Here is a 14,141-nt window from a genome sequence, read left to right on the forward strand (position 1 = left end):
CAGTGGAGAGCAAACCCTATGGCACAACACACACCTGCAACATCGCGCGCCGGCACGTTCGGCGCAATACTGCGCGTGACAAGCGGCAATTTTCTTGAACAGTTTGATTTTTTCTTGTTCGGATTTTACGCCACCTATATCGCCAGAACGTTTTTTCCGGCGGAAAGCGAATTTGCCTCATTAATGTTGACCTTTGCCGTCTTTGGCTCCGGTTTTTTAATGCGCCCCGTCGGCGCGATTGTGCTTGGCGCCTATATTGACAGAATCGGACGTCGTAAAGGGCTGATGGTGACGCTGGCGATTATGGGCTGCGGTACGTTGCTCATCGCCCTCGTCCCCGGCTACCAAACGATCGGCCTGGCAGCGCCTGCGTTGGTGCTGTTGGGCCGGTTATTACAAGGATTTTCTGCGGGCGTTGAGTTAGGCGGCGTCTCAGTCTATCTGTCCGAAATCGCAACGCCAGGCAATAAAGGGTTTTATACCAGCTGGCAATCCGCCAGTCAGCAGGTCGCGATCGTTGTCGCCGCGTTGATTGGTTATAGCCTGAATATCACGCTGGGACACGACGCGATATCGGAGTGGGGCTGGCGAATTCCGTTCTTTATCGGCTGTATGATCATTCCGCTGATTTTTGTTTTACGTCGTTCATTACAAGAAACAGAAGCGTTTTTACAACGCAAGCATCGCCCCGACACCAGGGAAATTTTTGCAACTATCGCCAAAAACTGGCGCATTATTACAGCCGGAACGCTGCTGGTGGCGATGACCACCACAACGTTTTATTTTATCACCGTTTATACGCCGACCTATGGCAGAACCGTGCTTAATCTCAGCGCGCGGGACAGTTTGATCGTCACCATGTTAGTGGGGGTGTCCAATTTTATCTGGTTACCCATTGGCGGCGCGATTTCCGACCGGATTGGCCGTCGCGCCGTGTTAATGGGCATTACGTTGCTGGCGCTGATCACCACCTGGCCCGTCATGCAGTGGCTGACCGCCGCGCCCGACTTTACCCGCATGACGCTGGTACTGCTGTGGTTCTCTTTCTTTTTTGGCATGTATAACGGCGCAATGGTCGCGGCGTTAACCGAAGTGATGCCAGTCTATGTGCGTACCGTTGGTTTCTCGCTGGCCTTTAGCCTGGCGACGGCGATTTTTGGCGGCCTGACGCCGGCCATCTCTACCGCGCTGGTAAAGTTAACCGGCGATAAAAGCTCGCCCGGCTGGTGGCTGATGTGCGCAGCGTTATGTGGACTTGCCGCGACGGCGATGCTGTTTGTACGTCTGAGTCGCGGCTATATCGCAGCAGAAAATAAAGCCTGAAAAAACCACGGGCGGAAAACATTCGCCCGTGGGTGGCAAGGAAGGGTTTTATTGCACGTTATTATGACTGCGAATTTCCTGCCAGACCTTATCGCAGTCAGCCTTGACCGCCTGATCGTTACCCGTGCGCGTCGCCTGAATGCACTGCTGATAGTCCAGCACCCGCACGCTTTCTTCGTTAGCAAATTGCTGATGTTTGCGCTCTTTTTTAAGGACATTCAGCACGCTTTGGCAGGCCTCTATCTTCTCAGGCGAGCCCTGTGCGGTATTGATACAGGCGCTGTACGCCTCTTTCAGCCGACTATCTTCTTCCGGCGCGGGTGATGACGCGCAGGCCGTCAAACCGGCGGTCATGCTGGCGATGAGTAAAATTTTTTTCATAGGTCGTTCCTCAACAGCGCGGCAGACCGGCAGCCTGCCGCATCTGACATCAGAAAATAGTGAATGGCGCAATAACGATAAATTTCACGTCACGTTCATCCTGGAAGATGTTGCCGTAACCACCGCCCCAGCTTGGAATATTGGAGTGGTTGTCATATTCGGTGAAGTGCAGTTTGAACATGGTGCCTTTGGCACGCCCCTCCTGCAGGGTATAGACCGCATCCAGACTGTATGAGGACTCTTCGATAGTGCGGTTTTTGTCGTAGTAAGCATCCGGGTTACTTTGCCAGGTTGCCGGTTTAGCATCCCAGGCGTAAACGTAAGACGCGCCCACAGCCCAGCCCGGCAGATTCCAGTTTTTCAGGTCATACATCGCGCCGAAGAAAACCGCCTTTTCACCGTTAGCGTTAAAGTCGGAGCGGTTATCCCACCAGATATCCAGACGACCGTTTGAAGAGGCGTAGGTTGGCGTCATACGTTGCAGAAAATAGCCCTGCTGACCGTCCGCTTTCACCCAGGTACCTTCCAGACGCAGGTCAACCACTTCCGCGACTTTGTAGCCGAAGGTCAACGCCTGCAGCCAGGCCGTACCGTCGTAAATATCATTCACGCTGCGATCGTCTACTTTGTCGCGCGCGCCGTAGAACTGGTAACTGGTGGTGAACGGATTGCCGCCTAAATCAAATTTATAGCTGGCCTTCGCGAAATATTGATCGACATAGCCTTCGGACTGACCAAACGCCGCTTCCAGCACCAGATCATTTTTGAAGTCGTACTTCGCGCCGATGGAGTGGAGGTAGTCCACATTGGTTTTTTTATCCGCCTGATAAAACTTATCCATTTCGGTATGCCACGGCGCTTTATATTCGTTAGTCCACATGTAGGAAAAACTTAACGCGCCCGCATCGCCATAGTCAAAACTGGCGCCAGCTTCCGCACCCTGATAGGTACCCGGCATAAAACTCCAGTGCGGCGCTAACAGCGTCTGACCGGTAGGCTGAATATAACCGGCGCGCGCCCAGACCGGGCCATATTTAAATTTCGCGGCGGCTTTATAAAGACTGATACCGCTCTTATCGCCGGAATAGTCTTCGTCGTAGCCTTTATTCTTTTTCGAGAAGGCAATTTCGTTTGGATGACCGCTGTCGCCGTTTTCTGCCATTTCAATCGCGGTAAACGCCGCGATATCCAGACCGAACATATCCGCAGCGTAACCAGACTGAAAATCCAGGTTAGCGTTCCAGGTCGCATGAGAAAGGTTAGTTTTATATTTGTCGCCGTCGGTCACATCTTTGCGATCGCGTTCACGCTGCCAATAATAGATGCCGCCCGTTAACGTGGAGTCGTCGAAAAAGCCGGAGGCTTGCGCCTGCGGAACAACGATCCACCCCGACATTGCTGTGATACCGGCGATAGCCAGAGCCAGCGTACTACGTTTGCCACTAAACGTACGCATAAGTTAATCCTCTTTGACGTATAAATTGCTGCCGACAAAAGCGAACAGCGAAAAAATAAAAATAAAAAGTAGCGCTGAGAAACCTCATTTACTACGTTAAATAGACTATTTTTCGCGATGCGAATTATCAATCTCTTTCTGTAACCAGTATGTAATAATATGAGCAACCGCACATATTTAATTGCTTTCTGTTACATTCAACTGCTGGTGAGGGAAGCAGACCGCCAGAAAGAAAATTGACTTGTTTTCCATAGGCATGAAAATAATTGTCTCCTGTTGACCTGACGCTTATAACATTTAGATTAATAATCATTTATAAGATCAATAATTTTCAGAAAATAATTAATTCGCCTCGCAAAAAAGAGAATCGACTCAGAGCCTATCCCACCAGGCGTTATTGGCGCAGCCAGTTTGGACACGGACAGCGCGCAAAAACCGGAGCGTACACGTAGTACGTGAGGTTTGACTCGCTACGCTCGCCCTTCGGGCCGCCGCAAGCGGCGTTCAAAACGCTAACGCGTTTTGGCGAGCACTGCCCAGGTCCAAAATGGCAAGTAAAATAGCCCTAATGGGATAGGCTCTTGGAAATGCAGAGAAAAAACGCCGCAAAACGCGGCGTTGACAAGGTATTTTTACAGCATTCGCCTGTTGGCGCAGTGCTTATTCGCCCGCTTTCGCCCAGGTATCACGCAGGCCCACGGTGCGGTTAAAGACCAGCTTATCGGCCGTTGCATAGCGGCTGTCGAGGCAGAAGTAGCCTTCACGTTCAAACTGGAAAGCTTTCCCTGCTACCGCCGCTTTCAGCGACGGCTCGCCATAACCCTGCTTAATCACTAATGATTCGGGGTTGATAACGGACAGGAAGTCCTCCGCGGCGCCCGGATTCGGCACGCTGAACAGACGGTCGTAGAGACGAATTTCAATCGGCAGCGCATGTGCTGCGCTAACCCAGTGGATTACGCCTTTCACTTTACGCCCGTCAGCCGGATCTTTACTCAGCGTATCGGCATCATAGGTACAGAAGATGGTGGTGATATTCCCTTCGGCATCCTTCTCTACGCGCTCCGCTTTAATGACGTAGGCATTACGCAGACGCACTTCTTTGCCCATCACCAGACGCTTGTACTGCTTGTTCGCTTCTTCGCGGAAATCTGCGCGATCGATCCAGATCTCACCGCTAAACGGCACTTCACGGCTGCCCATCTCCGGTTTATTCGGATGGTTAGGCATGGTAACCATTTCGCTCTCACCCTGCGGGTAGTTTTCGATAACCAGTTTTACCGGATCGATTACCGCCATTGCGCGCGGCGCGTTTTCGTTCAGATCTTCGCGAATGCAGGATTCCAGCGACGCCATCTCAATGGTGTTGTCCTGCTTGGTGACGCCGATGCGTTTGCAGAACTCACGAATAGAAGCTGCGGTATAGCCGCGACGGCGCAGACCGGAAATAGTCGGCATACGCGGATCATCCCAACCTTCGACGTGTTTGTCGGTCACCAGCAGGTTCAGCTTACGCTTGGACATCACGGTGTATTCCAGATTCAGGCGCGAGAATTCGTACTGGCGCGGGTGAACCGGAATGGTGATGTTGTCCAGTACCCAGTCGTACAGACGACGGTTGTCCTGGAACTCCAGCGTACACAGAGAATGAGTAATACCTTCCAGCGCATCGCTGATGCAGTGAGTAAAGTCGTACATCGGATAGATGCACCACTTGTTGCCGGTCTGATGATGCTCGGCGAATTTAATGCGATACAGCACCGGATCGCGCATCACGATAAACGGCGACGCCATGTCGATTTTAGCGCGCAGACAGGCTTTACCCTCTTCAAAACCGCCGGTACGCATTTTTTCAAATAGCGCGAGGTTCTCTTCGACGCTGCGATCGCGGAACGGGCTGTTTTTACCCGGCGCGGTCAGCGTACCGCGGTATTCGCGGATCTGCTCCGGCGTCAGCTCATCAACGTAGGCCAGGCCTTTATTGATCAGCTCGACCGCATAGGCGTGCAGTTGGTCAAAGTAATCGGAGGAGTAGCGAATATCGCCAGACCAGTGAAAGCCTAACCACTCGACGTCGTTTTTGATCGAATCAACGTACTCGATATCTTCTTTTACCGGGTTGGTGTCATCGAAACGCAGGTTGCACTGGCCCTGATAATCTTGCGCGATGCCAAAGTTGAGGCAGATAGATTTCGCGTGGCCGATGTGCAGATAGCCATTCGGCTCCGGCGGAAAACGGGTATGGACAGTGGTATGTTTACCACTCGCCAGATCTTCATCAATAATCTGACGAATAAAGTTAGTCGGGCGGGCTTCAGCCTCACTCATCGTGGATTCCTCAAAGCGTAAACAACGTATAACGGCATATGATCTTATAAGCCGGACAGACTGACAACCTTTAGTTACTTAAAAAGTGGCTTTGCAGAAAATATTGGGGCTAATTGCGGTAAAAAAAAGCGGCGAAGGTTTCCCTCTGCCGCTTATGTTTTCTGTGATATCGCCGGATGGCGTCTTACGCCTTATCCGGCCAGGAAGCGATTATTTGCTCTTAATCTCGTACAGTGGCGTTTGACCCGCTACCACGTGACCATCCGCTTTGATGACCAGAGCGCTGAAGTCATCGCTGTTGCTGCAAACAACCGGGCTTATCATGGAGCGCGCGTTGGCATTCAGGAAGTCCAGATCCAGTTCCAGAACCGGCTGACCCGCCGTGACTTCCGCCCCCTCTTCAACCAGACGCTTGAAGCCCTGACCGTTCAGCGCGACGGTATCGATACCCATATGGACAACGATCTCCGCGCCTTTTTCGGTTTCCAGACAGAACGCGTGGTTAGTGTTGAAGATTTTCACGATAGTACCCGCCGCCGGAGAAACCACGGTTTTATCGGTGGGTTTCACCGCCACGCCGTCGCCGACCGCTTTGCTGGCGAAAGCTTCATCCGGTACCTGATCCAGCGCCACTACCTCACCGGTAATCGGAGAGACCAGTTCAGCGATAGTCACCGCATTCGGCACCGCCTGGGGTTTGGCCGCCGGAGCAGGTGTTGCAACGTGAGCCGCATCAGCAGACGCTGCCGCGACCGGCCCCCGCGCTACCACTTTCTTCATTTCATCGCCAATCGATTCCGCTTTCGCGCCGACAATAACCTGAATGGTCTGTTTGTTCAGTTTCACCACGCCGGAAGCGCCGAGGCGTTTGCAGGCCGCATCGTTGACGCGAGCAGAGTCGTTCACGGTCAGGCGCAGACGGGTAATACACGCATCGATCGCTTTCAGGTTGTCCGTACCGCCAACCGCAGCAATATAGCTGGTCGCCAGTTGCGTTAACCCTTCTTCGGTGTTGCTGTTGGCTTCTTCCGTTACCATCTCATCAACTTTATCTTCGCGGCCCGGCGTTTTCAGGTTAAACATACGAATAACCGCGCTGAACAGCAGGAAGTAGATGATAAAGAATACAACGCCCATCACCAGCAACATCCAGACGTTATTGCTGGCCGCAGGCAGGTTATACATCAGAACATAGTCGATCGCGCCTGCCGAGAAAGAGAAGCCCGCATGGATACCCAGCAGCGTCGCGACGAACAGGCTGATACCGGTCAAAATGGCGTGCAGGAGGTACAGCAGCGGCGCCAGGAACATAAACAGAAATTCCAGCGGCTCGGTTACGCCGGTCAGAAACGCGGTGATCGCGACAGACAGCAGCATACCGCCCACCATCGGACGACGTTCTTTCGGCGCGGCGAAATACATCGCCAGAGCGGCGCCCGGCAGACCAAACATCATGATCGGGAAGAAGCCGGACATAAACATCCCCGCCGTGCCGTCGCCAGCATAGAAGCGGTTGATGTCGCCGTGGAATACAGTGCCTGCGGCATTGGTGAATTCACCAATCTGGAACCAGGCGATGGTGTTCAGTACCTGATGCAGACCGGTGGGGATCAGCAGACGGTTGATGAAGCCAAAGATACCGGAACCCAGCGCGCCTGCGGAAACGATCCATTCACCACCCGCATGGATGCCATGCTGTACCGGCGGCCAGACGTAACCGAAAATAGCGGCCAGCACCAGACAGAAAAAGCCCGTTGCGATCGGCACAAAACGTTTTCCACCGAAGAAACTGAGAAAATCAGGCAGTTTGATACCAGACCAGCGATTATAAACCGCGCCGCCGACCAGACCGGTAATAATCCCCGCCAGCACGCCCATGTTGATTTCCGGGTTAATCGTCACCATCGCTTTGGTCATGACGAAGTAACCCACGGCTCCCGCCAGCGCTGCCGCGCCTGCGCTATCTTTAGACCAACTGGAGGCCACGCCGATAGCGAAAACCAGCGCCAGGTTATCGAAAATAGACCCGCCCGCTTGCGCGATAAACGGCATATTCAGCAAATCTGGTTGGCCGAATCGCAGCAACAACGCTGCCACCGGCAACACGGCGATAGGGAGCTGCAACGCCCTACCCAGCCGCTGGAAAAAACCTAAAATATTCATCTTATTCCCCCTACGAGACGCCGATATGGCTTCTTTGAAGCCGTTTTTTATTGTGCTGCAAACGTTAAAAACGTGATGTTCTGTAATCGAACGGTGAGATCATCTTCTGCAGAGTGTGTGGAAAATTAATTCGCCTCGCAAATTAAACGGGTGTTTTTTGTGATTATAATCACTAAATATCGTAATCACCCCCACCATCCACTGGCTAACACGGAAAACTTATTTTATGATTCAAAAAATCAGGACGGATTGAACACGAACCCTGGATATCCAGGTTACGCTTAATACGATCCGCCAAATTTTGACATTGATTATTGAGGTGAAGAATGAGACTGATCCCCCTGAGTACCGCAGAACAGGTTGGCAAATGGGCCGCTCGCCATATCGTTAACCGTATTAATGCGTTCAAACCGACAGCCGATCGTCCGTTTGTCCTTGGACTGCCTACCGGCGGCACGCCGCTAACGGCGTACAAAGCGCTGGTTGAGATGCACAAAGCGGGCGAGGTCAGCTTTAAGCATGTGGTCACCTTTAATATGGACGAATATGTTGGCCTGCCGAAAGAGCACCCGGAAAGCTACCACAGCTTTATGCATCGTAACTTTTTCGATCACGTTGATATTCCAGCAGAAAACATCAATCTTCTCAACGGTAACGCACCGGATATCGATGCAGAATGCCGTCAATATGAAGAAAAAATTCGTTCTTACGGTAAAATCCATCTGTTTATGGGCGGCGTCGGCAACGACGGTCACATCGCCTTTAACGAACCGGCGTCTTCCCTGGCTTCCCGTACCCGTATCAAAACGTTAACCCATGATACTCGCGTAGCGAACTCCCGCTTCTTTGACGGCGACGTAAACCAGGTGCCGAAATACGCGCTGACGGTAGGCGTAGGCACGCTGCTGGATGCGGAAGAAGTGATGATTCTGGTGCTGGGCCATCAGAAAGCCCAGGCGCTGCAGGCGGCGGTTGAAGGCAACGTCAACCACATGTGGACCATTAGCTGCCTGCAACTCCATCCGAAAGCGGTTGTGGTATGCGATGAGCCGTCCACAATGGAACTTAAAGTTAAAACATTGAAATATTTCAATGAATTAGAAGCAGAAAATATTAAAGGTCTGTAATGTTGTCTCCGCCCCGCCAGTCAATGCGGGGCGGTAAATTTTTGATATCGGGGGTCGGAATGTATGCTTTAACCCAGGGCCGGATCTTTACCGGTCACGAAATTCTTGATGACCATGCGCTTGTTGTCGCTAATGGCCTGATTGACCGCGTTTGTCCGATGGCTGAACTGCCGCCGGGAATAGAACAACGCTCATTGAATGGGGCCATTCTCTCCCCCGGTTTTATTGATGTGCAGCTAAACGGCTGCGGCGGCGTGCAGTTTAACGATACCGCAGAAGCCGTCAGCGTTGAAACGCTGGAAATTATGCAGAAAGCCAATGAAAAATCGGGCTGTACTAACTTTCTGCCAACGCTTATCACTACCAGCGACGAATTGATGAAACAGGGCATTCGCGTCATGCGCGAATACCTGGAAAAACATCCGCACCAGGCGCTGGGTCTCCACCTGGAAGGCCCCTGGCTTAATCTGGTAAAAAAAGGCACCCATAATCCTGATTTCGTGCGTAAACCAGACGCTGCGCTGGTCGATTTCTTATGCGATAATGCCGACGTCATCACCAAAGTCACACTCGCGCCGGAAATGGTGCCTGCTGACGTAATCGCTAAACTGGCGAATGCGGGCATTGTGGTTTCCGCAGGTCACTCCAACGCGACGTTAAAAGAGGCGAAAGCGGGCTTCCGCGCCGGGATTACCTTTGCGACTCACCTGTTTAACGCGATGCCGTACATTACAGGGCGTGAGCCGGGCCTTGCTGGCGCTGTTCTGGACGAAGCGGATATTTATTGCGGCGTTATCGCCGATGGTCTGCATGTCGACTACGCCAACATTCGCAATGCCAAACGCCTTAAAGGCGACAAACTTTGTCTGGTGACAGACGCCACCGCACCGGCGGGGGCCAATATTGAGCAGTTCATTTTCGCAGGTAAAACAATATACTACCGCAATGGACTGTGTGTGGATGAAAACGGTACGTTGAGCGGTTCGTCCTTAACCATGATTGAAGGCGTACGCAACCTGGTCGCGCATTGCGGCATCGCGCTGGATGAAGTGCTGCGCATGGCAACGCTCTATCCGGCACGCGCTATCGGCGTTGATAAACATCTCGGTAGCATTGCGCCGGGTAAAGTCGCCAACCTGACCGCGTTCACCCACGATTTTAAAATTATCAAGACCATCGTTAATGGTGACGAGGTCGTTGACTTGAGTAAGTGAGAATATGACACCAGGCGGACAAGCTCAGATAGGTAACGTTGATCTCGTAAAACAGCTTAACAGCGCGGCCGTTTACCGCCTGATTGACCAGCATGGTCCTATCTCGCGCATACAAATTGCCGAGCAAAGCCAGCTTGCTCCCGCCAGCGTAACGAAAATTACGCGTCAACTCATTGAACGCGGGCTGATCAAAGAAGTCGATCAGCAGGCCTCTACCGGAGGCCGCCGCGCTATCTCTATCGTCACGGAAACCCGTAACTTCCATGCCATTGGCGTTCGCCTGGGCCGTCATGACACCACTTTAACGCTCTACGATCTGAGCAGTAAAGTGGTCGCTGAGGAGCATTATCCACTACCGGAGCGCACCCAGGAGACGCTGGAACATGCGCTGCTCAACACCATCGCCGTCTTTATTGATAGCTGTCAGCGTAAAATTCGTGAATTGATCGCTATCTCGGTGATCCTGCCAGGGCTTGTCGATCCGGAAAGCGGTGTGATTCGTTACATGCCGCACATTCAGGTTGAAAACTGGGGACTGGTCGAAGCGCTGGAAAAGCGGTTTCACGTTACCTGTTTCGTGGGACACGATATCCGTAGCCTGGCGCTGGCGGAACACTACTTCGGCGCCAGTCAGGATTGCGAGGACTCGATTCTGGTGCGCGTTCATCGTGGTACAGGCGCCGGGATTATCTCCAACGGACGCATCTTCATTGGCCGTAACGGCAACGTCGGCGAAATTGGGCATATTCAGGTGGAGCCGTTGGGCGAGCGCTGCCACTGCGGTAATTTCGGCTGTCTGGAAACCATTGCCGCCAATGCGGCGATTGAACAACGGGTGCTGAATTTGCTTAAACAAGGGTATCAAAGCCGTGTTCCGCTTGACGACTGCACGATTAAAACCATCTGTAAGGCGGCAAACCGGGGTGACAGCCTGGCCTCGGAAGTCATTGAGCATGTTGGTCGCCATTTGGGCAAAACGATCGCCATTGCTATCAACCTGTTTAATCCGCAAAAAATCGTCATTGCCGGCGAGATCATTGAAGCCGATAAAGTCCTGTTGCCCGCTATCGAAAGCTGTATCAATACGCAGGCGTTAAAGGCCTTTCGCAAAAATTTGCCGGTGGTACGCTCCACGCTGGATCACCGTTCTGCTATCGGCGCATTTGCCTTAGTTAAACGCGCCATGCTCAACGGAACATTGCTGCAACGTTTGCTGGAAAGTTGATGCGCTCTTATAGTATCGGATTATTCACAAATTCCCTGGGTAGTTCATGACCATCAAGAATGTAATCTGCGATATCGACGGCGTGCTGATGCACGACAACGTAGCCGTACCCGGTGCGGCGGAATTTCTGACGGGGATTCTGGAAAAAGGTCTGCCGCTGGTGCTGCTGACCAATTACCCGTCGCAAACCGGCCAGGATCTGGCGAACCGTTTTGCTACCGCTGGCGTTAACGTGCCGGACAGCGTGTTTTATACTTCAGCAATGGCGACAGCCGATTTTCTGCGCCGTCAGGAAGGTAAGAAAGCGTATGTCGTGGGCGAAGGCGCGCTCATTCACGAGCTCTATAAAGCGGGTTTTACCATTACCGATGTGAACCCTGATTTTGTCATCGTTGGAGAGACCCGCTCCTACAACTGGGACATGATGCATAAAGCGGCATTTTTCGTCGCCAATGGCGCGCGCTTTATCGCCACCAACCCGGATACCCACGGTCGCGGCTTTTATCCGGCCTGCGGCGCGCTGTGCGCAGGCATTGAAAAAATTTCCGGCCGGAAGCCGTTTTATGTCGGCAAACCCAGCCCGTGGATCATCCGCGCGGCGTTAAACAAAATGCAGGCGCACTCGGAAGAGACCGTTATCGTCGGCGACAATCTGCGCACCGACATTCTGGCGGGGTTCCAGGCCGGTCTGGAGACCATTCTGGTGCTTTCTGGCGTATCAACAATCAATGATATTGACAGTATGCCGTTCCGCCCAAGCTGGATTTACCCTTCCGTCGCCGAGATCGACGTTATCTAAACCTGTCCCCTGCCTGATGACGCATAGCTTTCAGGCCTACGGTTCGAACAACATTGTAGGTCTGATAAGCGAAACGCCATCAGGAAAAACATAATTCAATTAATCCACGATAAAACTGAAGATCCATCAATAAATCCGCGCAATATGTAATCATTTTTCACTAATCAACAATGACGATTGCATTTTTCATTTTTCAGACCGTAATCCCCTTGCGCCTTCCACGCCTTTGCGGCATTTTTTAGTCAAGCAAACACAAAAAGTACGACGCAACAGATTAACGGAGAAGGCTATGTGTTCTATTTTCGGCGTATTCGATATCAAAACAGATGCAGCGGAACTGCGTAAAAAAGCCCTTGAACTGTCACGCCTGATGCGCCATCGCGGCCCGGACTGGTCCGGCATCTACGCTTGCGATAACGCGATTCTCGCACATGAACGTTTGTCGATTGTTGATGTTAACGCCGGTGCCCAGCCCCTGTATAACGCCAGGAAAACCCACGTGCTGGCGGTGAACGGTGAAATTTATAACCATCAGACGTTACGCGCGGAGTATGGCGATCGTTACGCGTTCCAGACAGGCTCCGACTGCGAAGTTATCCTCGCGCTGTATCAGGAAAAAGGGCCGAATTTCCTTGACGATTTACAGGGGATGTTCGCCTTCGCCCTGTATGACAGCGAAAAAGACGCTTATCTGATTGGTCGTGACCATATCGGTATTATTCCGCTCTATATGGGCTATGACGAATTCGGCAACTTCTACGTAGCGTCAGAAATGAAAGCGCTGACCCCGGTCTGCCGCACCATTAAAGAGTTCCCGGCGGGCAGCTACCTGTGGAGCAAAGACGGCGAAATTCGTCAGTACTATCAGCGCGACTGGTTCGATTACGATGCGGTAAAAGACAACGTCACCGACAAAAACGCGCTGCGCCAGGCGCTGGAAGAATCCGTGAAAAGCCACCTGATGTCCGACGTCCCTTATGGCGTGCTGCTCTCCGGCGGTCTGGACTCGTCGATTATCTCGGCTATCACCAAAAAATTCGCCGCCCGTCGCGTCGAAGATCAGGAGCGCTCCGAAGCCTGGTGGCCACAGTTGCACTCTTTTGCGGTCGGTCTGGAAGGTTCGCCTGACCTGAAGGCGGCCCAGGAAGTGGCTAACCACCTCGGCACCGTGCACCATGAAATTCACTTCACCGTGCAGGAAGGCCTTGATGCCATTCGTGATGTTATCTATCACATTGAAACCTATGACGTGACCACTATCCGCGCCTCAACGCCGATGTATCTGATGTCGCGTAAGATCAAAGCGATGGGCATCAAAATGGTGCTCTCCGGCGAAGGTTCCGATGAGGTGTTTGGCGGCTACCTGTACTTCCATAAAGCGCCGAACGCCAAAGAGTTACATGAAGAGACGGTCCGTAAGCTACAGGCGCTGCATATGTATGACTGCGCCCGCGCCAACAAAGCGATGTCCGCCTGGGGCGTGGAAGCGCGCGTACCGTTCCTGGATAAAAAATTCCTCGACGTGGCGATGCGTATCAACCCACAGGATAAAATGTGCGGCAACGGCAAGATGGAAAAACACGTGCTGCGCGAGTGCTTCGAGTCTTATCTGCCAGCAAGCGTCGCGTGGCGTCAGAAAGAGCAGTTCTCTGACGGCGTAGGCTACAGCTGGATTGATACGCTGAAAGAGGTGGCGGCGAAACAGATTTCCGATCAACAACTGGAAACCGCCCGCTTCCGCTTTCCATACAACACGCCATCGTCTAAAGAGGCGTACTTGTACCGGGAAATTTTTGAAGAATTGTTCCCGGTGCCGAGCGCGGCGGAATGCGTACCCGGCGGCCCGTCCGTGGCCTGTTCTTCCGCCAAAGCCATTGAGTGGGATGAAGCATTCAAAACGATGGATGACCCGTCAGGCCGCGCGGTCGGCGTGCATCAGTCGGCGTACCAGTAAATTAACGATGACGAAAGAGCCCTTAGGGGCTCTTTTTTTATAGCTGACCCGTCCTGAATAGCGTTGACACGTTCCAGACTTAAATCCGGAGAACGTGATGATGACTGAGTTCAAACGCACCCAACGCGATTATCCTCTATCCTTTAAAATAGCCGTCGTTGAGCAGGTCGA

At 52.5% G+C, this 14,141-nt stretch carries 10 protein-coding genes; 6 read left to right on the top strand and 4 right to left on the bottom strand.

What is annotated here, in order from left to right:
- Window positions 1-18 precede the first annotated feature (18 nt).
- Entirely contained in the window at window positions 19-1,323 is a 1,305-nt protein-coding gene (gene tcuC / locus ACH0WD_RS17700) for a tricarballylate/proton symporter TcuC (protein WP_000057014.1), read from the top strand.
- Window positions 1,324-1,371: 48 nt separating this feature from the next.
- Here tcuC and chiQ read toward each other — a convergent pair whose 3' ends face one another.
- The 4 genes from chiQ to nagE all read right to left on the bottom strand — a co-directional run bounded on the left by chiQ (window position 1,372) and on the right by nagE (window position 7,651).
- Window positions 1,372-1,704 carry a ChiQ/YbfN family lipoprotein gene (gene chiQ, locus ACH0WD_RS17705; protein WP_000722260.1) on the bottom strand — a complete coding sequence of 111 codons (333 nt, stop codon included), beginning with the start codon at window positions 1,702-1,704 and terminating at the stop codon, window positions 1,372-1,374.
- A gap of 49 nt (window positions 1,705-1,753) precedes the next feature.
- Window positions 1,754-3,160 (bottom strand): chitoporin, encoded by a 1,407-nt coding sequence (gene chiP, locus ACH0WD_RS17710; RefSeq protein ID WP_001258803.1) that lies wholly within the window; start codon window positions 3,158-3,160, stop codon window positions 1,754-1,756.
- Window positions 3,161-3,820: 660 nt separating this feature from the next.
- Window positions 3,821-5,488: a glutamine--tRNA ligase gene (glnS, locus tag ACH0WD_RS17715; RefSeq protein ID WP_001287181.1), complete on the bottom strand. Its 1,668-nt coding sequence runs from the start codon at window positions 5,486-5,488 to the stop codon at window positions 3,821-3,823.
- A gap of 210 nt (window positions 5,489-5,698) precedes the next feature.
- The gene (gene nagE / locus ACH0WD_RS17720; protein WP_001023069.1) at window positions 5,699-7,651 is read right to left on the bottom strand and encodes a PTS N-acetyl glucosamine transporter subunit IIABC; all 1,953 of its coding nucleotides are present in this window, start codon (window positions 7,649-7,651) and stop codon (window positions 5,699-5,701) included.
- 326 nt (window positions 7,652-7,977) lie between these two features.
- On the opposite strand from nagE, the gene nagB reads away from it, so the two are divergent.
- From nagB to asnB, 5 genes are all read left to right on the top strand, one after another.
- A complete protein-coding gene (nagB, locus tag ACH0WD_RS17725; RefSeq protein ID WP_001237059.1) occupies window positions 7,978-8,778 on the top strand; it encodes a glucosamine-6-phosphate deaminase in 801 nt (266 codons plus the stop codon).
- A gap of 59 nt (window positions 8,779-8,837) precedes the next feature.
- On the top strand, window positions 8,838-9,992 hold the full coding sequence (nagA, locus tag ACH0WD_RS17730; protein ID WP_000271186.1) for an N-acetylglucosamine-6-phosphate deacetylase: 1,155 nt from the start codon (window positions 8,838-8,840) through the stop codon (window positions 9,990-9,992).
- A 4-nt stretch (window positions 9,993-9,996) separates the two neighbouring features.
- Window positions 9,997-11,217: a DNA-binding transcriptional regulator NagC gene (gene nagC, locus ACH0WD_RS17735; protein ID WP_000187578.1), complete on the top strand. Its 1,221-nt coding sequence runs from the start codon at window positions 9,997-9,999 to the stop codon at window positions 11,215-11,217.
- A 46-nt stretch (window positions 11,218-11,263) separates the two neighbouring features.
- Window positions 11,264-12,016, top strand: a complete 753-nt coding sequence (gene nagD, locus ACH0WD_RS17740; RefSeq protein WP_000153143.1) for a ribonucleotide monophosphatase NagD — start codon at window positions 11,264-11,266, stop codon at window positions 12,014-12,016.
- A gap of 289 nt (window positions 12,017-12,305) precedes the next feature.
- On the top strand, window positions 12,306-13,970 hold the full coding sequence (gene asnB / locus ACH0WD_RS17745; RefSeq protein ID WP_000337043.1) for an asparagine synthase B: 1,665 nt from the start codon (window positions 12,306-12,308) through the stop codon (window positions 13,968-13,970).
- Window positions 13,971-14,141: the final 171 nt, after the last annotated feature.

The sequence above is a fragment of the Salmonella sp. 2020_1395 genome (assembly GCF_043848115.1).
GTDB lineage: Bacteria > Pseudomonadota > Gammaproteobacteria > Enterobacterales > Enterobacteriaceae > Salmonella > Salmonella enterica.

Bases quoted from the DNA above. Each gene is read 5' to 3' on its own strand.
- tcuC (WP_000057014.1), top strand. From the start codon at position 19: ATGGCACAACACACACCTGCAACATCGCGCGCCGGCACGTTCGGCGCA.
- chiQ (WP_000722260.1), bottom strand. From the start codon at position 1,704: ATGAAAAAAATTTTACTCATCGCCAGCATGACCGCCGGTTTGACGGCC.
- chiP (WP_001258803.1), bottom strand. From the start codon at position 3,160: ATGCGTACGTTTAGTGGCAAACGTAGTACGCTGGCTCTGGCTATCGCC.
- glnS (WP_001287181.1), bottom strand. From the start codon at position 5,488: ATGAGTGAGGCTGAAGCCCGCCCGACTAACTTTATTCGTCAGATTATT.
- nagE (WP_001023069.1), bottom strand. From the start codon at position 7,651: ATGAATATTTTAGGTTTTTTCCAGCGGCTGGGTAGGGCGTTGCAGCTC.
- nagB (WP_001237059.1), top strand. From the start codon at position 7,978: ATGAGACTGATCCCCCTGAGTACCGCAGAACAGGTTGGCAAATGGGCC.
- nagA (WP_000271186.1), top strand. From the start codon at position 8,838: ATGTATGCTTTAACCCAGGGCCGGATCTTTACCGGTCACGAAATTCTT.
- nagC (WP_000187578.1), top strand. From the start codon at position 9,997: ATGACACCAGGCGGACAAGCTCAGATAGGTAACGTTGATCTCGTAAAA.
- nagD (WP_000153143.1), top strand. From the start codon at position 11,264: ATGACCATCAAGAATGTAATCTGCGATATCGACGGCGTGCTGATGCAC.
- asnB (WP_000337043.1), top strand. From the start codon at position 12,306: ATGTGTTCTATTTTCGGCGTATTCGATATCAAAACAGATGCAGCGGAA.